This window comes from Ohtaekwangia kribbensis (genome assembly GCF_042676245.1).
Taxonomy (GTDB): domain Bacteria; phylum Bacteroidota; class Bacteroidia; order Cytophagales; family Cyclobacteriaceae; genus Ohtaekwangia; species Ohtaekwangia kribbensis.
The window spans coordinates 126,856-148,195 of sequence record NZ_JBHTKA010000002.1 but is presented as its reverse complement, the minus strand read 5'-3'; the positions used below and the strand labels follow the sequence as shown (position 1 = coordinate 148,195).

General features: G+C 45.0%; 17 protein-coding genes. 9 read left to right on the top strand and 8 right to left on the bottom strand.

All coding sequences use genetic code 11. The features are described from left to right. The first annotated feature begins 56 nt into the window (after positions 1-56). Both ACFQ21_RS10105 and ACFQ21_RS10100 read left to right on the top strand, forming a co-directional pair. Complete coding sequence (locus ACFQ21_RS10105; RefSeq protein ID WP_377578543.1) at positions 57-686, top strand: ABC transporter ATP-binding protein; 630 nt, start codon at positions 57-59, stop codon at positions 684-686. Then, complete coding sequence (locus tag ACFQ21_RS10100) at positions 683-1,816, top strand: hypothetical protein (RefSeq protein ID WP_377578541.1); 1,134 nt, start codon at positions 683-685, stop codon at positions 1,814-1,816. Before ACFQ21_RS10105 ends, ACFQ21_RS10100 begins: the two co-directional genes overlap by 4 nt. A 5-nt stretch (positions 1,817-1,821) precedes the next feature. Here the strand turns inward: ACFQ21_RS10100 and ACFQ21_RS10095 are convergent, their stop codons facing one another. Then, positions 1,822-2,799 carry an ABC transporter ATP-binding protein gene (locus ACFQ21_RS10095; RefSeq protein ID WP_377578539.1) on the bottom strand — a complete coding sequence of 326 codons (978 nt, stop codon included), beginning with the start codon at positions 2,797-2,799 and terminating at the stop codon, positions 1,822-1,824. A 138-nt stretch (positions 2,800-2,937) separates the two neighbouring features. Between ACFQ21_RS10095 and ACFQ21_RS10090 the strand changes: the two genes are divergently transcribed. From ACFQ21_RS10090 to ACFQ21_RS10075, 4 genes are all read left to right on the top strand, one after another. Further along, positions 2,938-3,327, top strand: coding sequence for a hypothetical protein (locus ACFQ21_RS10090; protein WP_377578537.1), 390 nt, complete (start codon positions 2,938-2,940; stop codon positions 3,325-3,327). A gap of 204 nt (positions 3,328-3,531) precedes the next feature. Further along, positions 3,532-5,517, top strand: a complete 1,986-nt coding sequence (locus tag ACFQ21_RS10085) for an ATP-binding protein (protein WP_377578535.1) — start codon at positions 3,532-3,534, stop codon at positions 5,515-5,517. A 93-nt stretch (positions 5,518-5,610) separates the two neighbouring features. Next, positions 5,611-6,642 carry an LLM class flavin-dependent oxidoreductase gene (locus ACFQ21_RS10080; RefSeq protein ID WP_377578533.1) on the top strand — a complete coding sequence of 344 codons (1,032 nt, stop codon included), beginning with the start codon at positions 5,611-5,613 and terminating at the stop codon, positions 6,640-6,642. Positions 6,643-6,799: 157 nt separating this feature from the next. After that, a complete protein-coding gene (locus ACFQ21_RS10075; RefSeq protein ID WP_377578531.1) occupies positions 6,800-8,437 on the top strand; it encodes an ABC-F family ATP-binding cassette domain-containing protein in 1,638 nt (545 codons plus the stop codon). Here ACFQ21_RS10075 and ACFQ21_RS10070 read toward each other — a convergent pair whose 3' ends face one another. Beyond that, complete coding sequence (locus ACFQ21_RS10070; RefSeq protein WP_377578529.1) at positions 8,438-9,700, bottom strand: hypothetical protein; 1,263 nt, start codon at positions 9,698-9,700, stop codon at positions 8,438-8,440. It abuts the gene before it with no gap. Between the two features lie 342 nt (positions 9,701-10,042). Here ACFQ21_RS10070 and ACFQ21_RS10065 point away from each other — a divergent pair, with 342 nt between their 5' ends. Together ACFQ21_RS10065 and ACFQ21_RS10060 are read left to right on the top strand one after the other, a co-directional pair. Continuing rightward, positions 10,043-10,252: a Sec-independent protein translocase subunit TatA/TatB gene (locus tag ACFQ21_RS10065; RefSeq protein WP_377578527.1), complete on the top strand. Its 210-nt coding sequence runs from the start codon at positions 10,043-10,045 to the stop codon at positions 10,250-10,252. 689 nt (positions 10,253-10,941) lie between these two features. Next, on the top strand, positions 10,942-12,150 hold the full coding sequence (locus ACFQ21_RS10060) for an IPT/TIG domain-containing protein (protein ID WP_377578525.1): 1,209 nt from the start codon (positions 10,942-10,944) through the stop codon (positions 12,148-12,150). Positions 12,151-12,426: 276 nt separating this feature from the next. Here the strand turns inward: ACFQ21_RS10060 and ACFQ21_RS10055 are convergent, their stop codons facing one another. From ACFQ21_RS10055 to ACFQ21_RS10045, 3 genes are all read right to left on the bottom strand, one after another. Beyond that, positions 12,427-12,594: a hypothetical protein gene (locus ACFQ21_RS10055; RefSeq protein ID WP_377578523.1), complete on the bottom strand. Its 168-nt coding sequence runs from the start codon at positions 12,592-12,594 to the stop codon at positions 12,427-12,429. Between the two features lie 32 nt (positions 12,595-12,626). Beyond that, complete coding sequence (locus tag ACFQ21_RS10050; RefSeq protein WP_377578521.1) at positions 12,627-13,079, bottom strand: DUF6934 family protein; 453 nt, start codon at positions 13,077-13,079, stop codon at positions 12,627-12,629. Positions 13,080-13,230: 151 nt separating this feature from the next. Further along, entirely contained in the window at positions 13,231-15,900 is a 2,670-nt protein-coding gene (locus ACFQ21_RS10045; protein WP_377578519.1) for an alpha-L-rhamnosidase, read from the bottom strand. A 358-nt stretch (positions 15,901-16,258) separates the two neighbouring features. Between ACFQ21_RS10045 and ACFQ21_RS10040 the strand changes: the two genes are divergently transcribed. Next, positions 16,259-16,858, top strand: coding sequence for a hypothetical protein (locus tag ACFQ21_RS10040; RefSeq protein ID WP_377578517.1), 600 nt, complete (start codon positions 16,259-16,261; stop codon positions 16,856-16,858). A gap of 3 nt (positions 16,859-16,861) precedes the next feature. Here the strand turns inward: ACFQ21_RS10040 and ACFQ21_RS10035 are convergent, their stop codons facing one another. From ACFQ21_RS10035 to ACFQ21_RS10025, 3 genes are read right to left on the bottom strand one after another with little or no spacing between them, the layout of a single operon-like run. After that, the gene (locus ACFQ21_RS10035) at positions 16,862-17,365 is read right to left on the bottom strand and encodes a hypothetical protein (protein WP_377578515.1); all 504 of its coding nucleotides are present in this window, start codon (positions 17,363-17,365) and stop codon (positions 16,862-16,864) included. A gap of 5 nt (positions 17,366-17,370) precedes the next feature. After that, a complete protein-coding gene (gene xrtN, locus ACFQ21_RS10030; protein WP_377578513.1) occupies positions 17,371-18,729 on the bottom strand; it encodes an exosortase N in 1,359 nt (452 codons plus the stop codon). Next, positions 18,726-21,290 carry an XrtN system VIT domain-containing protein gene (locus ACFQ21_RS10025; protein ID WP_377578511.1) on the bottom strand — a complete coding sequence of 855 codons (2,565 nt, stop codon included), beginning with the start codon at positions 21,288-21,290 and terminating at the stop codon, positions 18,726-18,728. Before ACFQ21_RS10025 ends, xrtN begins: the two co-directional genes overlap by 4 nt. Between the last annotated feature and the right edge of the window lie 50 nt (positions 21,291-21,340).

Sequence of the window (21,340 nt, the reverse complement as noted above, 5' to 3'; positions counted from 1 at the left end):
GCTGTAATTCTCATGGGGTGCGCTACACTAATTGAGTGTATATATAGTTTTCGCGCATGTTGCACCTGGAGCAGTTCCGTAAATTATACAATGAATTCCTGGTATTGAAGATTGATGACTTGCGTATGGAGCAAGGCATCTATTGGATTAAAGGTATAAATGGCTCTGGCAAAAGTACATTACTCAAAGCCATTGCGGGCATACTCCCCTTTCACGGTGATATACGGATAAATGGTGTAAGTATACAGAAACAACCTGTAGTCTACCGGAAGCTGGTAAACGTTGCAGAGGCGGCCCCTATATTTCCCGGTTTTCTTACCGGCACGGAAATGATACGTCTGTTTGCAGCAGCGAAAGATGCACCGCCACAACAGGCGCCTTACTTTATTGAAAGCATGAAAATGCAGACCTATATAAATGAACCGTTGGGTATATACTCCAGCGGCATGCTGAAGAAGTTGTCGCTGGTACTAGCCTTCCTGGGAAATGCCGAAATAATTTTGCTGGACGAACCCTTGGTTACGATGGATACAGAATCGTTACAGATACTATATACCTGGATTACCGAACGACACAGCAAATCTGGGACAACATTTCTGCTATCGTCTCATCAGCCGCTTGAGACACAGGTTATACCTGCATTGCGTACGCTGCTGGTTGATCGGCAAACCGTAACCTATATATGACGCGTCTACCGCTTACTCGTACATTGATTAAACTATTTGCTACCGGTTTTTATCGCGTGCACGCGGGTTTCCTGGCGCTGCTTTTCGGTACGGTAGCATGCTATTGTGTATTTATTATACCGCTAAATGAAACGCACCTCGAACCGGCACAACGCATCACAGAGCGTTTGATCTTCACACTTTCATTGCTGAGTTCGCCCGGTATGATGATGGTGGTTTTTATAGTGTGGTTCATCTATGCCTATAAAAGCTGGCAATACGTCAGACAGCAACTGCAACTGGAGAGCAACCTTTTTATATTCTATAGTGTAAGATCGTTCCCGAGGCTGAAACAATTTCAGAGCTGGGTGTTGACTCAATCGGTAATACTATTACCGGCACTGGTATATGCCTTGATAACACTTATCGTAGGAGTTATTTTTGGTTACCACCTTGCTCCTTTTATTGTACTTGGATATATAGTTTTGCTGATACTACTCAGTGCGGCTATATACATGCGACTGGTTAATCAACTGGCTGAAGTAAAATCAAACTTCATTCTCTATATAATACGTAATCGTGCAAAGCCTTTGTTTACGTTATTTCTGTACCATGTAATTGATCAGCAAAAACTCACGTATCTACTCACAAAAGGTTTCGCCTTACTTAGTATATTCAGTTTGTCCTATTTCTTTTCTGATGCGACTGATCTTCGTGCCGCAGGAATTGTCATGTTGCTGGTGAGTCTGGCGCACGCGGTACTGGTATTCCAGGAGTTTCGTTTTCAACAGAAGTATCTATCATTTATTCGAAACTTTCCGATCAGCCGTATTCGGTTATATATTTACCTGGTCTTGTTGTATGCCTTGTTGCTTTTACCGGAGGGTATAATATTGGTAGCCTCACTCCCGCTATCAACTGCTTTGCTGCTGTTTTTTTTTGCACTCGGCATGACGATGCTCTTTCGATGCACTCTCCTCGTTATACCCACTACGATGCGGAGTTACCTCTGGTGTCTCACGGTTATAACTGTTATGGTTTTTGTGGCGATCTTATTCCGGAAGATGGAGCTGGTGGCGTTGCTGAATCTGCCCATCTCCTGCCTCATACTCTATAAAAGGTATTATCGTGCAGCGTCACTGATCTGCTGAGCATCCTATAAAAGAAAATAGTCTGCCAGGGATATATATACCGGATCACCGCTCTTCAGGGAACAGGTCGGAGTCGTTACAATAATAACATTCGTAGCTATAGAAACTTCCAGTTCATAATAGCTTCCGCAGAAGCTGATCTTGTTTACTTTTCCTGGCATACTTGTTTTTGACCGCTTGGCTATGTTGAAATTTTCGGGACGTATAAACAGGCGTTTACCTTTTGTGTTGACTTTAAGAATCCGCGAAAATTCAGGAGACTGCGTCAGGTCTATGAGGGTATATTTACCAAAGAGACCGGCAACATATTCATCAGCCGGCTGACGGTATATTTTCTCCGGTGCAGCTTTCTGTACCATCTGTCCATTGCGCATGACTACGATCTGATCGGCCCACGAGAGTATATCGACAGCATCATGTGAAATGAGCATGCAGGTAATTTTCAGTTCTTTCCCAATGTTCCGGATCACAGCCTTCAACGTATTCTTGTGAATCATGTCAAGGTTGGTGAACGGTTCATCCAGTAACAAAAGTCTGGGTGATGCAATCAGTAACTTGGCAAGTGCTATACGTTGCCGTTCTCCTCCGGATAACTGATCGGTTTTTCGCTTCAGCAAGTGCGTAATTTCGCAAACTTCATATATAGTATTGGCTTGCTGATCGGTTAGCATATTGGAGTATGCAAGTACCTGCTCCACGCGCAAAAACTTTGGCAACTCAAAGTGCTGCGACAAGTATGATATACCGGGATGGCCCGGTATCAATTTATCCTGCGGACCTTCAATGGCCTTTCCTTCAAAGATAACCTGGCCTTCATCCGGCTGAACCAAGCCGGCAATGATTTTCATCAATGTACTTTTGCCTGAACCGGTTTCGCCCGCTATAGCAATCTTCTGAAGTTTTCGTTGTGAAAAACTGATCGGCTCCAGTGTAAAATCTGTTTCGGCCCGCTTCGATATTTTTGATACTTCCAGTAATGTCATGAAGAAGCAAATATGAATATTTTTATGATGTTATTCTACAATAGACGCTTATCGCATCACCGGGTATAAAAGATTTATAGTCATTTTTCCGCGAGGTTCCAATGGCTGTCTTATATTTATAGCCGATATATAACTTCTATGAATCAGTACACGGTTGTTACACTTTTGTATTTCTACGGTTCGTTTTTAATCATCTGCGGTATAGTCTCCGTCATTTTCATCGGGTTAAAAGCAAAGACTGCACTTATCTCCGGAGGTATGTCTGGTTGCATTTCACTTTTTATAGGTTACCTGATCTTCTCCGATGTAGCAGCCGCTCGTCTTGCCGGTATATTTATTTCGCTGGCCTTGTTCTGCGTGTTCTCCTGGCGATCCACCAAAACACTCTTCCGGATTTTCGAGATACAGCAGTCATCGGTTCATGATGAACTTAAAGGTAAAGGCATTGCTTTCCTGATCATCAGTCTCATGGCAGTGGTATCGGTGTTTGTACTGGCGTTGCAGGTGGTTAGTTACTGGCAGGCGTAATATAGCTTACAGCAGGCGTTGTCGGATATCGTTGTCACACGAAGGAACACTTACAACGCAAAGGCACTGCCTAACATACATACGGAAAGTTTTCTGAAATGTATGCGTTGTTTTTTTATTCGTTATAAGTCGTTTAGCTATAAACTTATATATTTGTTGCTGACGATGATACGCCCCCAATTTGTGTCGCCTAAACAGACCAGAATGAATCGTAAAATTGTAAGTATTCTTGTCTGTGCACTATTCTATATTTACCTGATTCCAGCCAACGGTCAGAAACTGGAGAGTATTGACAGCCTTCAACAGGAGCTGAAGAAGACTACAAGCGATACGCAACGGGTAAAGATCCTGTTCGAACTGTCTATGAAGTATCAGAGTTTCCTTCCGGATTCTGCCATGTACTTCGCGCAAACGAGTCTCGACAAAGCAAATGCCATTCACTATGTAAAAGGTAAAGCGGATGCCTTGCTTCAGATCGGTCGTCTGAAAAGAGATCATGACGGCACAGCTGCAGATGCATTAACCGATATGTTCGATGCGTTGAAATTATACCGCGAAATCGGAGATGATGTCCAGATTGCGAATTCACTAAATGATATCAGCATCGTATATGCCAATTCGGAAGATTACCAGAAGTCGCTGGACTATTTCAAGCAGGCGCTTGAGATCTTCAAAAAGACGGGCGATGAAAAAGGTGAATCGTATGCCCTTAACAATATCGGTATAATATACCAGGAGCTTGGCGATGAAGCTTCTGCGAAGAAGTATTTTATACTGTCGTTGAAGATCAAAGAGAAGAGTAACAATCTGTATGGTATTTCGCGAAGCTATAGCAACCTCGGCTCTATCTCGGAGAATAATGAAGAATGGGATGAGGCTCTCCTCTACTATCTGAAGGCTGACAGTATCTACATTAAAACAAAAGATATACATGCGCAGGCCAACAACTATGTAGCCATTGCACGGGTAAAAAGAAGTCAGGGTAAAGTAAATGAAGCGATCCGGTATGCTAACCTGGGATTAAAAGGCGGTGAAGAAGTACGGGCATTCTCTCCCATGCTGAGTGCCAGTAAACTGCTGGCTTCCATTGAAGAGAAGCGTGGTAATTATAAAGTGTCCTTAAGTTATCAGAAACTTTATAACCGTTTGGCGGATAGTCTCAACGACCAGACCAACAAAGCAAACCTGGAGGAGCTGAAAGCTAAATTCAATCTCGATGAAAAGGAAAGAGAGATTGTATTGCTGAAGAAGGAACAGGAACTGCAGCAAGCCAGAATACAAAGTAAAAATGTGATTACGTATTCGCTTACTGCCGGTGTGGTATTGCTGGTGCTGGTAGTGGTATTGCTATACTATGCCTATAAAACAACACGAAGCAAGAAAAATATACTCGCACAAAAGAATAAAGAAATAGAGCAACAACGTGAAGACCTGGCGAAGTTGAATAATGAAAAGGACAGATTCTTTTCTATCCTGTCGCACGACCTTCGCGGACCACTCAATTCATTGAAAGGATTCTCGTATCTGATAACAGAACATGTGGATGCGCTTACACCGGAAGAGCTGATCGAGATGCGCATGAAGATTGACAACTCACTTGACAATCTCACGGAACTTCTCAATAATATACTGGAGTGGTCGATGACATCGTCACGCAAACGCAAGTGGACATTTACCAAGATCAACACCACCGATCTGATCCGCAAGAACATCGCCCTCTACCAAACCATGGCGGAAAGTAAAGGTATACAACTGGTTTTTCATCCGGCCGATGTACAATATGGCTATGGTGACTATCATGCTATAGATACAGTGGTGCGAAATCTTATATCCAACGGTATAAAATTCAGTCATGCAGGTACAGCGGTAATTCTTTCGGTTACAACTGATCAGGATTCACTCTATATATCTGTCAGGGATCAGGGCGTTGGTATTCCATACGAGATACAGCAAAAGCTTTTCAAGCTGAACGAGAATGTTACCCAGCCCGGCACCAACAACGAGAAAGGAACCGGACTCGGCCTTACGTTATGCAAAGAATTACTCACCGAGAATAAAGGAGATATAGCGGTAAAGAGTGAACCCGGAGAAGGCAGCGAATTTATTGTGTGCATTCCGGAATATACCAGCTATGAACGTACTCTCATCTCTATGCCGCGCAAAGTAACCACGGATGGAGGCATCGGTTAGCATGCCGTGCGCGCTCTCAACTATGTATATCATCCCTATTGGAAATTGAACTTTATTGGTCGCACAATTGTCATGCGTAAATAAATTATTGTAATGGAATTAGGTATATATACGTTTGCTGAATTGACGGCAGACCCGGCAACCGGAAAAAAGATAAGTGCTCATCAACGCATGATTGATTTGATGGAAGAAGTTACATTGGCTGAGCAAGTTGGTCTCGATGTTTTTGCTGTCGGTGAACATCATCGTCCTGATTATATAGTTTCTTCGCCGGCGGTTGTGTTGGGGGCTGCTGCTGCGCGCACGACTAAAATAAAATTATCGAGTGCTGTTACAGTGTTGAGTTCCGATGATCCCGTTCGCGTCTTCCAGGATTTTTCAACGATCGATTTATTATCCGGAGGTCGAGCCGAGTTGATGGTGGGCAGAGGTTCATTCATCGAATCATTTCCGTTATTTGGGTATGACTTGCGTGATTATGATGCGCTGTTTTCCGAGAAACTGGACTTGTTGCTGAAGATCAACGCGCAGGAGAAAGTAACGTGGCAAGGCAAGCACAGACCTTCCATTCAGAACTCAGGTATATATCCGCGTCCGCATCAAGACAAGCTTCCGATATGGATTGCTATTGGCGGCACACCCGAATCTATTGCCCGTGCCGCGATGCTCGGTTTACCCATGGCACTGGCTATAATCGGCGGTACACCAGGTCGTTTTGCTCCCCATGTAAATTTCTATCGCGAGACAGCCCAAGAAGCTGGCCACGCAATGGATAGCCTACAGGTAAGCATCAACTCGCATACCTATATAGCAGACACATCACAACGCGCTGCGGATGAATTTTATCCTTCGTATGCCGATACCATGTCGCGCATTGGTCGCGAGCGCGGATGGCCTCCTATGGATCGTGAGCATTATGAGATGATGCGCGAGCCAACGGGATCCCTACTGGTAGGAAGTCCGCAGCAGGTAATCGACAAGATTCTGTATGAGCACGAGCTGTTTAAACATACCCGCTTCCTGGCGCAGATGAGTGTTGGCACCATGCCGCATGCACAAATGATGCGTTCCATCGAACTCTTCGGCACACAGGTAGCACCGGCGGTACGCAGGGCTTTGCTGTAGGTTTTGGCCCGCAGAGGAAATGGATTTTCTCTGAAACTTTATTATTCGCGGACTTATTAATTACTTGGTTCTTCTGCTTAAATGTGTGTTATCTGCGGCCCCCCACGTTTCTCTGCGGGGATAAAAATTATATCTTTGCGCTCTTATTTTTCAGATCATGATTTCAGTAGACGCGGTTAGTGTTGAGTTCAACGGTTCAGCGCTTTTTAGTAACATCACTTTTAACATCAATGAAAACGATAGAATTGCCTTAATGGGCAAGAACGGTGCAGGTAAATCTACCCTGCTCAAGATCATCGCTGGTGTTAACAAGCCTACACGCGGAAAGGTGTCTGCTCCGAAAGATGCCATCATCGCGTACCTGCCACAACATTTACTGACCGAAGATAACTGTACCGTGTTCGAAGAAGCATCAAAGGCTTTCTCGCGCATCCTGAATATGAAGAATGAAATGGATGAGCTGAACCGCCAGTTGGAAACACGTACGGATTACGAATCCGATGAATACTCGAAGATCATTGAGCAGGTGTCCGAGCTAAGTGAGAAATACTATTCCATCGAAGAGATCAATTTCGATGCAGAGGTTGAAAAGACGTTGATGGGACTTGGCTTCGTTCGTTCTGATTTTACACGTCCTACCAATGAATTCAGCGGTGGCTGGCGCATGCGCATCGAGCTTGCTAAAATTCTTTTACAGAAGCCTGACCTGATTTTATTGGATGAGCCTACCAACCACATGGATATTGAATCCATTCAGTGGCTTGAAGATTTTCTTATCAACAACGCGAAGGCAGTGATCGTGATCAGTCACGATAAAACTTTCGTTGATAACCTGACCAACCGCACCATCGAAGTAACGATGGGACGCATATACGATTATAAAACAAACTACACGCACTACCTGCAACTTCGTAAGGAAAGACGTGAACAACAGCAGAAGCAATTTGACGATCAGCAAAAACAGATTGCTGATATTCAGGAATTTATCGAACGTTTTAAAGGTACTTACTCGAAGACTTTACAAGTACAGTCGCGGGTAAAGATGCTGGAGAAGATCGAGATCATCCAGGTAGACGAAGTGGATACTTCTGCCCTGAACCTCAAGTTCCCTCCTGCTCCACGTTCGGGTAGCTACCCCGTTATCATCGAAGGCTTTACCAAACGTTATGGTGACCATACCGTGTTGCAGGATGTATCGCTGACCATTGCACGCGGTGAGAAGATTGCGTTCGTTGGCAAGAACGGTGAAGGTAAATCAACGCTGGTAAAAGCGATTATGAGTGAGCTGGAGTTTGATGGTAAAGTACAGATCGGTCATAACAGCATGATCGGATACTTTGCTCAGAACCAGGCTTCCCTGCTCGATGAGGAATTGACTGTCTTCCAGACGATCGACCAGATTGCAGAAGGTGAGATTCGTACGAAGATCAAAGATATACTTGGTGCCTTCATGTTCAGCGGTGATACGATTGACAAGAAGGTACGCTACCTCTCCGGTGGTGAGAAGACACGTCTCGCCATGATCAAGTTGCTGCTTCAGCCGGTGAACCTGTTGATACTCGATGAACCTACCAACCACCTTGATATCAAGACCAAAGATATACTCAAGGATGCGTTGAAGGCATTTGATGGTACGCTGATTCTTGTATCGCACGATCGTGACTTCCTCGATGGTCTTGCCAACAAAGTATTCGAGTTTGGAAACAAACGCATCCGTGAACATTTCGAAGATATAGCAGGCTTCCTGCGTAACAAGAAGATGGAGAACCTGCGCGAGATCGAACGTACCAAGTAATTATACGGCTGCTCCTTTCGGATCTTTCAGATGCTGGTATAGCGCCATCAGCTTCTCAAACTCCTGTTCAACAGTTTGAACAATAGTTTCATTGGCTATAGCGGCATCACCCGGTTGATATATTTTTCCAATGATAAAACGGTGATGTTTCCAGTGATCAGCTTTGGTGTATTCCCAAAGTATATCAGGTTGTTGAAATGAGTCGGCCGGCTTTTGTTCTCCTGCAACTTCAATGAAGTAATCACTGCCAAGTGCCGTCAGCAAAGTCTGAAACGTTTTCCTATACTCTTCCTCCTGCATTTTAAAGCGGAAGAATTCACGATCTGCTTGTCCGCTGCCAGGATTGCCTGGCACCAATGCGATCGCTATATTTTTTTGCATCACGATCACCTGCAGCGTTATGAAATCGCCTGGCTGTGCTGTTGGTGCGTATCGTTTTAATTCAGCCTCACTGCGTCCATACATCATCCCTATCGATGTGAGTTTATGATCAGCATGATCCTGCGGATTTAAACTGCTTATGTTCGCTGTATTGTCAGCATGCAGCCTGATGCGCGCAACATGTTTTTGAATGGATTCATGCAGTTGTTGTAATTTACTCTTCAACGCTGCACGCGCGGTTTGTTGTGCTTCGGTGTCGAGGTCAGCCTGCGCATTGCTCAGTACGAGGTAATCTTCTTTTTTAAAGTATTGCGTTTTGAAACGAATGCCATCCCAACTGAACGCGCGACTGGTGAGTGCTATAAATTGTTTCTTCTCTTCGCGCGATGCGATCTCACGTTGCTTCCAGTATGGATAGAGTAACTCATACTCCGCGATCATCTCTTCAGTAAGAGGTTCTGCAAATTCATAGTAAGTAGTGTACCATGAGAGTAAAGCTTCCACTTCTTTAACATCGGTAACTTTATTAAAGATCTCTTCATGATCTTTCAAACCTTCTAACGTCAGTGCACCCGAGCCTGTAAAGCCTACTGATTTCCGAAAGGGTAATTCGAAGATATATACATTTGCATGGAAAATGTTACGGGTATAGATGCGCACGGTGAAGCGATCCTGGTAATGACGCCAGATACGTTTCAGCACTCCTGGTGAAGTAAGACCATCGAGTCCCGTAACAATATCAAGTTTGGTTTTACCGGGAAGTCGTGTGCGTATAAAATCAAACCCGGCATCCGTAATCGCGGCAGTAGCAATGTAGCCATGCTCGGCTTGCTGAAGTATTTTATCGTTGATGAGCGGAACTGCGAGTTTCTTGATAATCATGTCAGGACACAGAAAAATTTGCGGCCGCAATATAAGGATGTGTCGCGTAACGCTGCCGGAAGTTTAACCACTTCGGGTTGCTATAAATTATGTTAGATGAACGAATTATTACCAGGTCACACCCCAGGACTTCTTTTCTACACTTCTCCTGATTATTCATAACAGCCTGAGTCAGGGCATTTTACCAGCCATCCCAAATCGCTACCGACACATATTGAACCTATACCTATTATGTATTGTATTATTGGCAACAAAGAAATTTAGAAACTACTTTTGTACCGGACAGCCGCAGTTGTGGCGTGCTGCAATTTTCTCAAGACACGTATTTAAACCATAATTCGTATGAACACAGTTCTTTTGTTTTTAAGTGGGGTTGGTTTCCAGGAAATCTTATTGATCGGACTTTTTGTGCTGGTCTTCTTCGGTGCCAAAAGAATTCCTGAATTCATGAAAGGCCTTGGTAAAGGTGTAAAAGAATTCAAGTCGGCTATGGATGATGTGAAGAAAGAAGTTGGTGATGTAAAAAGCGATGTTACCAAAGACCTGAACTAGTAATAGTAGTCTTCACAGACTGTCATTGCTGCGGGCTGCGCGTAGATACGTTGAGTATTTATGGCAGCCCGCAGTCGTTTTAGATAGCTGTGAGCTTTGAACCACGAGCATCGAGAGTAAAGGCTGCTGGCTGCAAGCTGCTAATCGCTGGTTTTGTTTTGTTGTGACGCTACGTGTTAGTTAAGCATTACGGTATATATAGCTGTGAGTTTTGAGTTGCGCGCCCTGAGAATAAATGCCGGCCGCTGGGTCTGGATCTATATGTTACTTGAACAGCCCGATATATATACTTACTGCAAAGTAGCACCAGCAGGTGTAATACAGCTACGAGCCATGAGCTACGAGAAGCTATAGGTAATTTTTTCTTACTTCTTACTCCTGCCTCCCTCTTGTCTCTGCAAGCCAAATATATACTTCAAATATATACTTCCCCTGTATCTCTTGCAACCGGCAACCTTTCCTCGCAGCTCATAACTCACAGCTCGCAGCTATTCTGTATCCCTCAATTGGGGTATATCTCGTCATTCATACACTTATCGCTATAATCTATACCCGCTGCAGGGTAGCTTTCTGTACGCCTTGAGAAATGTAGCGTTTACCTCAAATATACCCTGAAGAGAGGATGCCACGATTACCTTATGCACTTTTACAAACATTCAGACGTAATACTTTTATAAAACTATATCCCTATGGAAAGAAAGCAATTTTTGAAAAGTCTGGGAATGAGTGGTCTTATCGCACCGCTGATCGTTTCGTGCAGTAAGGATGATGACGCTACACCGGTGCCCTCGATCACAAGCTTTACACCAACCAGTGGTGTGGCCGGTGATACCGTAACCATTACAGGTCTTAACTTCAGCGCGGTAACAACCAACAATACCGTAACCTTTAATGGAGCAACGGCTACGGTTACAGCTGCTACCAGTACACAACTTACGGTAACCGTTCCTTCCGGAGTGAGCACCGGTAAAATCGCTGTTACCGTAAACGGACAAACCGGAACATCGTCAAGTGATTTCACGGTGACTACAACATCAACAGGTTCTTCCCCCACCATTACAAGCTTTACCAGCAGTGGCTCGGAAGGTTCTACCATTGTTATTACCGGAACAAACTTCAGTACCACAGCAGCTTCTAACACCGTTACTATAGGTGGTGTGGTGGCAACAGTAGTATCAGCAACATCAACACAACTTGTTGTTACTGTACCGAGTGGTGCTACATCTGGTGTGATCACGGTAACGGTTGGTGGTGTTACGGCTACATCTTCCGGAACGTTTACCGTTACATCAGCTTCTGCAAGCTGCTCAACAACCGATTCAGAAACTGCTGGTCCTTTCCCTACGAAAGATCCATCAACGCTGGTGAAGACCGATATACGTTCTGATAGAACCGGTGTTGCGTTTACGATCACTATTACTTTACAAGACAAGAACAACAGCTGTGCTGCTTTAGAAGGTGCTATCGTAGATATATGGCACTGTGATAAAGACGGATATTACTCCGAGTATGGCGGAACGTCTATGCAGACCGTTGACTATACTTCTGTACACTTCCTGCGCGGAAGACAGGTAACGAACAGCGATGGACAAGTTTCATTTGTATCCATCTTCCCGGGATGGTATCAGAGCCGTGCTACACATATTCACGTGCACATCTATAATTCGTCTGGTACATCTTTACTGGTAACACAGATTGGTTTCCCGGAAGGCTCTAACAGTGCAGTTGTACTGGTAAATGCATCTACAGCCAACGGCTATACCAAAGGCATGTCAGGATATACGTACAACGCCAGCGACAGCGTTTTTACAGATTCTATAGACAATGAAATAGCCACGGTAACCGGAAGCGTAGCTGATGGATATGCCCTCACCCACACAATCGTTGTAAGTGCCTAGTCCAGTATATATACCTGTATATTTTATTCAACGCAAAAGCCGGTATCAACGCTGGCTTTTGCGTTAGGAATGGCTACTGGCCACAGGAAGTTTGATCTATATATATACCGTTCCGTTAAGTAAAAACGTTGCCTGCCCAACAACCGACCTTGCAGCCAGAGGCCTGTAGCCAGCAGCTTCTCAAACTCGCTGCTCGTAACTCACGGCTCGAGGCTACAAAGCAAAAAAGCCAGACATCTTCCGTCCGGCTTCCTCTATTGAAAATTAAATCAGCGACTATTTAGTGAAAACGGCTGGCAGTCCGTGTTTGTTAAGGAATGCCTCAGCTGCCTTTGTCTTGCTTATGAAGAAAGGATCTTTCGCATGGCTCTTTACCTTTTTACTGATAACAACTTTTTTACGGTCGTTGCTGCTTTGATCTTTCTGAAGGATGTTTCCAGACATGGCCAATCGTTTAGTAAATCAAAATTACGACTTTATTTGCGTTTTGCCAAGATAGCCGTATAGGGTTTATTTCGCTTGAATACTTCCCACTGGCCTGCGTGATGTCCCCAAATATCAAAGACTGCATTGATTGACGTGTGATGGTACGCGATAACCATATTGTAATACCGCGTACGTGCCGCTGTGCTACCCTGCGCGAACACGAGTATTTCGGGACGCTGATCGGTAAATGCCATCACCGCTGCAGTGACTGAAGCCATTACTTTGTCCGAATCCTTATTGTCGGTTACGATGAGGTCATCGATCCGGTCTTCAGCCTTGTTATAGTCTCCAAATCCTATATTATACACCTCGATGCTCGCATCTGCGATCTTCATTTTGGTAAACCGCACGATCTTGCGGATTTCTCCTTTCGGGCCTGTACTGCTGAATTCAAAATCAAGAAAATGCGGACTGGCTTCCAGGTTATAGGGCAACGAATTCATCTAACGCTTTTCTGACTTACTTGATAACTATATGATAAACAGGATATGAGCTTCGTACACATATCATCGTACAGTAAGTATACTATATTTCCGAACGGCCTGCAATTTCTTTCCGTTCAGTGCATCTATCGCACTGCACAAGGCATAATATTTACTTCCAGAGAAAGGTATACGTTCCGGCTTTCAATTGCTGAGGCGATGCGGTGATCTCCCGCTTGTCCATATATACCTTGCGCTTGCTTACTTCCGGCAGATAAACAGTAGCCTCTGCGTTGGCGGGCACGACAACCGTATAGGTTATGCGTTTCCCATCGCGCTTCCAGGATGATACGATGGTGCCCTGTGGCCCGTTGTGTGTGGCTTCAAACTGATTCAGTCCACTCACAAAGTTGGGTTGCAGGATAATGTTTTTAAAGCCCGGCTTCTCCGGATCAGGTTTAATGCCACCGATACCTTTGTATAACCATGCTCCTATTTCACCAAACATAATATGATTCAGGGAGATGTCGTGTTCGGCCTGTATGTTCCAGTTTTCATATAGTGTAGTGGCACCGTTGCGTATCCACCAGCCCCACGAAGGATAGGTTTCCTGTGCAGCTACCCGGTATGCTATATCGGCATAACCGTTTTCACTCAGCGCACTGAGAATTGCTTTTTGTCCCAAAAGACCAACATCCAGGTGAAACTGATCGGCTTCTACACGCTTCGCTAAATTGGCGGCTACCATTGGCCGCAGCGAGTCTGGTACAAGACCCCAGAAAAGCGGTGCGCTTAGTTCTGTTTGCAGTCCCGTGTTGTATATACCGGTCTTTACATGAAGATACTTGGTATTGAAAGCATCCCGGATTTTGGCAGCGAGCGCGATATATTTCACGTGGTCTTCTTTATGCCCGAGTATATGTGCAACTTTGGCTGCAATCACAGCATCCGCGTAGTAATAGCAGGTAGATGTGAGTTCCACCGGAGATTTTGATTTTACCGGCACCCAATCGCCTAGCCCCCACGTTGTGAGTCCGGTTGGATACAGGGCTGAGATATGATTGATATACCGCGTCATGTTATCATAGCAATCGGCAAGGATACGGGTATCGCCATAGAACAGGTATATATTCCAGGGAATGATCGCAATGGTGCTGGTCCAATCCGGACCGTTGCCCCACTCGTATCCCCAACCATTGCTGGGAATGATGGATGGCAACACACCGTTGGGTTGTTGTTCATCGCGATGATCGGCCATCCATTTTTCATATACTGTAATGCCATCAAATCCATAGAGGCCGGTTTCAATGGCAATTTGTGCATCACCGGTCCAGCCGTTCTTTTCGCGTTGTGGACAATCGGTAGGGTAACCGAAAAGATTGGACAGGTACGAATTGTTTGTAGCATACCAGATCTTGTCAATGACCGGGTTGGAAGATCGAATCCTGCCTGCAACGGGAACATCACTGTGCATAAAGTAACCGGTTATACTTTGCTGGTTCAACGTTATGGGTACACGGCTGGAGACTTCTATATATTGAAAGCCCTTGTAATTGAAGCGTGGCATGAACTCTTCTTCAGCACTAGTTCCTCGCAAGGTATATATATCGGTCTGGAACGGATCGCTTGTTCCGACCGGGCGATAATGGGCATCGATGTTGGATTGATCGACATGTCCGTTTGCAGCGAGACGCTCGCCATGCTTTAGCCGTACCGTTGTGCCGGCAGCACCGTGTATGCGTAGCTTGGTTACTCCTGCTATATTTCGGCCCAGGTCGAAGATATAAGTTGTATCATTCAGCTTTCGAAAACTGCGGGCCGGTATTTCTTCAACATGCCGCACCGGGTGCATGGTTTGCGACACAATCTGTTCAGCAGGCGCCTGCCGGTAAATCACATCTTTCCAATTGTTTTCGTTGAAACCGGGTGCATTCCATCCGGGTTGCTCCTGTCGCGCATCGTAATGTTCCGCGGTATAGATGCTGTTAAAGATTACAGGACTCAACGATGTTTTCCATCCTTTGCCCGAGGTGATGGTTTCTATACTGCCATCGTCATACGTAATGCGCAGGTCAAGACAAAAGGCCGGTCGTGCGCGCCACGGTGCTGTATGAAAATTCCACACGGCTGTTGACTGATGGTTATACCAGCCATTGCCGAGTAAAACACCGAGGGCGTTGTCTCCGTTTTGCACTTGCCGGGTTACATCGTGCGTGATGTACAGTATTCTTCTGTCGAAACGGGTATACATCGGATCGAGCACATGATCACCGATCTTCTTCCCGTTCATATAGAGTTCAAACAATCCGGCAGCCGCTATATATACTTTTGCAGAACGTATCTTTTTAGAAGCACGGAATTCTTTCCGGAAATACGGAGCTGCTTTTTGATGTTCGTTATGTTCATCGCTGATCCAAGCACCTTGCCAGTTGCTAACGGTTCGCATACCTGTTTCAAACCACGCTATAGCTCCCTTGGCAGTCTTGGTGCGGTCATGATCGGCTACATCAACACGCCAGTAGTAGCGTGTAAAAGGATTGAGTTGGGGACCGGTATATATCACACGTGTATCTCCGGATTCAACCCAGCCACTGCTCCATATACCGGCACGATCGGCAACCAATGCAAGCGAATCGGTATCCACTATAACGCGATAGCTGGTTTGTCGTGCACCGTGTCGCGCATCATTCAATCGCCAGGTAAACCTGGGCTGCGGGCAATCTATACCAAGCGGATTGTGAAGATATTCTGTTCTCAGATCAGCAGCACGAAAATGTTGCTCCTGTGCCAAAGCAGGATGAACGATAATGCTAAACAGCAGGATGACGGTGAACCTGTACATTTTACCGGGGTTGATGAAATAACGGATCAATATAGAATTTTATGCAGCAGGTAGTATCCTGTACTTGCATAAAGTTCACGCGCATCTACCGGCATTCGTTATTCGAAAGCAGTATTATTCTTACATCTGTGTGGTCAATCGCGAACGGTATATAATACAGGTGTTTCAGGCTGATATTCAATTGACCCCTGGTGTGAATCAGGCGAAAGCTGTTGTATAACTTCTGTATTTATGACGTAAAGCCTGGCAATCCGGTGAAATTGTTACTTCACTGTGTGCACAACGGGGCGGCTAGAGCACGGTTGAATTTCGGGGTTGCATTAAAAATTATTTTGTTTGCCGACTAAACGTTTTCAATATGTATAGGTCTGATAGTTTGGCTCGCACGCGCTCGTTTTCAAAAACATTCCTGGCAATAGCATCGGTAGTGTGTTGCGCATTTTCTTCATACGGACAAACGCTCAACGAGAACTGGCAACAGGAGCTGACCAGTTCCATGACGGAGTTTATGAACTGTGCTACTACATCGCCTGACAAATCTCAATGCAGTTCTTTCATCAGTGAATCACTCGCCCAGGTATATAAAGTAAATGCGTTTTATTCTGATAAACTGAAACGTCATTTAAAGATCTATGAAATTTCAAAGTCAATGATCGATGGTGATCAATGGACTTTGCTTGGTTATGCCTATGAGCAAAAAGCTTTGAATGAAGCACAGCAAAGTGCCAACGCCAGCAAAGCCGTGATCGCTTTGTATACAACAGCAACCGGTGGCAAGCATATAGCGCTTATCCTTCCCGGTAAGCTTGACTATTCAGGCTCATGGGGTTTTAATGTTCCAAACTCGGCTTCATTCTTCTTCGATGATCCTGCCAAGTCGTATGTGGGCAAAGGACTCTCCTATGCGTTCGCGAAGAATATGATCAAGGACGTTGCATTATACTGCCGCAAATACTAATCGTCATAAATGTATAGTTTGCAGTCGTTCGAGTTGTTTGACGCGGATATAGCAGGCAGCTAAAAGCAATCCTCCTACAACCCCGAATAGACAGTCGAGTATACGCCAATATACCGGTATACCACGCACTGCACCAGCAATAAATGCCAATGGAAAGATGCATACACACGCAATCATTCCGAATTCAATGACCCATATGTTTCGCACGGGGTCACGCAGCGGGCCGATGAATGCAATCGCGATAACAATGTGTGCAAACGCGAGCCAGTCGGTACCATACGAAATGAACGGGTAGCGGGCATTGGTATCACATACACCGGTATAAACCTTTTCAAGCCACTGTGTTACCGTGTTGCTGCATGCGCATTGCTGTATCCACGTGTGGGCTATACGCAACTCCCATTCGATAGGAAATGCGGTGATGCCGCTGAAAATCAGTGCTCCCATAAACGCGATGATCAGCACGCGGATTCGTTTTTTCAGTTGATCGGATTCAGATGCTCGCATAGAAACTACGGGTTAACAAATAAGTTCTCTCTGCTTAAAAGCGTATTTAATTCCTTTAGCAATACATTTTCTGAACTGGCGGTGACGTTGATCAGCGCAAAACGCGGCTTGCCGGTTAGCATGTGTAAACGCCATGTTATCTGATCGATTGTATGAAGCGTTCCGTTGCTATACCACCACGCTGTGTATAGATTCCCTTCTGTCTTTCGCAGGCGGCCAATGTAGATTTCATGTCCCAGTATGGTCGTTTTTTTGATTTCGCGGAAAGTATAGCCTGTACCTCTCCAGCAAAATAGCGGTGTGTGTTCAGCAGAAAAAAACTCGGGAATTGTTTTGAAGTATAGCAACAGGTTACGGTTATACACTTTGGTGACACCGCCATCCAGCAGGGTTGTCTCAAACCCTTCACGGTGAAACAATATATGCGGCAAAGTAGACGTTGATCTGTTTTGTCGTATACCAAAACCGGCAATGAAAATGAGTATACTGACGATGGTGAGCGCGATCCTTCCCCGCATTGTGATTCTCAGCGGAGCGTCTGCATCATCATGGATCAAAGGCTTTCCGAATTTACCTACCATGCCCTTGCCTATAAAATATAGCGGCATCACAATATAGATAACCATGCACGCTATACCCGCCCATGCATGCAGTGCGTGCTCCGGTCCTATCCGGAACAATACCAGTATAATAATGCGTAAGAGATTACTGCCGATATTGAGTATAAATACAATGGAGAAGAACAACAGCAGGTATGGAAACGAAAGTGAAAGCTTACGCGTACGATACTGATGCGCGAGAAGAAATACACCCATCAGCAATGATGTGGCCAGCATGTTCAACCCGATGCAAGCCTGATCGACACTGAACGCACCGCCATTCAGAATCATGACGTTTCCTTCTACCTGCACATCCATACCAACTTGTGCGAGCAGATATCCCGCCCAGCCACTCAGTTGTAACCGGATCGGAAAGCTAAGGATGACAATAATCTGTTGAATGAAGGGCGACATAAACAAAAGCAGAAAGAGCACCAGGCCGTCAAGTTGTCCCCAATGCATTTCCAGCAGAAACAAGATAAAAAAGAATAGCGTCAGGAAGTAAAATGTACGCACGCCATAGACACAGGCTGTTATGCCCAACAGAAACACAACGGCCAGGTATATATAGTTAACTCGTTGCTTTCCGTGTACGAAGAGCACAAACGGAAAAAGACAGAAGCCGATCAACACATTGCTGCCCGCAAGAAATTCGGGCGGAAAGGCAATAGCTCCTCCCGCCACTGCCAGTCCTGCCCAGCCGATAAGCCAACCAAGCTCGCGGCTCCAGATGATCCGGATGTATATCAACAGTATGTTGATCATGATACCCGAAGTTTTGATTGATATATAGTATATACTACAAAGCACGCAAACAGGATGATCAACGCCCACTCGTGCGGCTCAGGTACGGCGCCTGCAGAATCTTTGGATGCATTCAGCAAGCTATTGTCTTTTTCGGTAATACCGAAACGTTCATAATCTGCTTGGGTCTCCAATACTATGAGACTTGATACTGGTGAAACTACATACGCTGTAGCGGCTTCATCAACCAGCGATTCATTTATATAGTCATCGTTAAAGTAATCTGTACCGACTTTTCTCATGATGTTATTGTATGCATAGAGTCGTGCGAGATGATCCGGAGCGTTATTCTCAAGTTCTTCCTTTGCCTTGACTTTAGTAATGGTCATGTCAGCTGCGTGCAAGACTATACTTTCATCCGATTCTTCGGTTAACGGGAAAGTCTGATCAGCCAGGTGATCCAACAGACCGGCCACAGTCCCATCGGTAAAGGCAAGTCCGCGCAACTCGCGAAACGTATTGATATAGGTGGACGTATTCTTGCCAAGATTGAATACACGCACTTTCTTTCCGGAGGCGAAATATTTACGAATACTTTCTGCAAATTTACTTTCCTTGAAATCCTTCAAATGCAGCGACAGCTCTTCTCCTTTGGTAACGACAAGCGATGTACGACTGTTTTCAACCTGGTGAAATGGAAACAAAGAAAATCTCTGTTCCAGTAAAGCATCGGTAACCGGCTTCCAGTCAACATCATTAAGTTGCACCATCTCTTGCCCGTTATAGGCATATATTTTATAACGGTTCGTCAGTCTCGACAGCGCATCTAGCTCTTCACGATTCCAGCTATTGTTTATATCCAGGTATAGTGTGTTCAGCGTAACCAACTCCAGTCGCGGCTGATGTTTTGCCAGTGAATAGGTATAGCCATTGAAGGTAAAATGATTTTCCTGTAGCGGAAGAGCTTTAAACGAGAACGAAAAATCGGGATTGTACGTGTGCTCTGAAATATAGTCTCCTTTCTTATCCACAGTGAAACCATCCGGTAGTTCAATATGCTTCTGCGGGCCGATGAATCGCACGCGGGTTGTCTCCGTTGCATCGGAGGCATTCGGGCCGAGGAAAGTTATATTGTTATAGTATATTTTGCCGTCTGTTTCGGTTAATGGCGATGTAATGCCGATCTTGAATTTACGTTCTTCATCGCGGTTGCAGGGAAACACACGCACCGACACCGTATTGCCTTCCTGCCAATGAATGACTGAAGGGTCGCGCTGTTCTATACCTACAACTGTTTTATAGGCCTTTGCTGCCTTCTGTTTCGAGGTGAGTATACCTTTCTCTTCCTTTCCACCGATCCAGAGTGAAAGCGATGTTACCACGGAACCCTCCGGTAATTGAAATGTATAGATCGCTTCTTCCGTATCACCCCACCAGCGCTGCGGTGTTGCGTTGTTACGAACGTTGATATACTTTTCAGTATAAGCAATACGAAGACCGGTATATATATCGACATCAGACACAACGTAAGATGTCGAGAGATTGTCACCAGACCATAAACGCTCCTGTGCCTGGTGTCTGCCACGGAAGAATGACTGAAGAATTTTTACACGATCTTCTTTGGATAAAGAATTTTTCGAAAATCGACTGGCAATATATACCAGGGGATCATGCTTCTTGACTTCACTCCAGGAAACCCCGTTAGGCATGAAGTCCCAATCGCCTCCTATGTTTGGTGTAGTATAGACAAGATCAGATTTTAAGATACGTTCGGTTATCCAATCGCTCTCCACAGACTGTGCGATCGTTACCCATGCCGGTAATTCTACATCGTTATATATAACGGACTGATTCACGATCCGCTCGATTTTCGCATTGCGGTTACTCCATTCAATGGCGAAGCTTGCTGCGTAGGCTACAGTAGCCAATGCGCCTACAATTACCGGGTAATACAGTGATTTGTTTCTGCCGCAGGTGTGTACTAATAGAAAGATGCAGGCAATCAATAGCGTAAGCGGAACAAAGATATGCATACCAATGCCAAAGAACAGTATGCCGACAGTGCCCATGGCGTAAAGATGGGCTACATATAGTGCCAGGTATAGATATAGCACGATAGCGCTTCCAAGGATAATATGCTGCAGTTTGTTGACCCATGCCGGAAGTTTAGGATAGAAACGATAGCTGAGCGTAGTCAGTGAAGTAACAGCCAGGTATACACAAAGCCAGTTGGTGGAATCCTGGAACACTGCTAAATTCCGGTTGAGTGAGTACGCACTGATCAGAAACAGGTTGAGCAGGATTATGGTCTTGTGGATGTTTGCCTTGCGCCAGCTTTTTCGAATGCCGTAGGAGCCATCTACAATGAGTATGACGGTATATAAAAATGCCAGCATGTACTGAACGATAAACGAGGTAAATGCCTCCCCTCCATCAAGTTCAAGCGCCGTGAAAAGAGTATATAGTACACATGACAGCGCCAGTAAAGCATAGCCGATTGTATACGTAAGTAATTGTGGCCGTTCTGTTGAGGCATTGTGAATGTGGTTCGTTCGCACGTAAGGCTCCTGCAGGGTTTCCATAGTTTGGCTTCTGTTATTTAAAAGTACTTTGCAATTCAAAGTTTATTTAT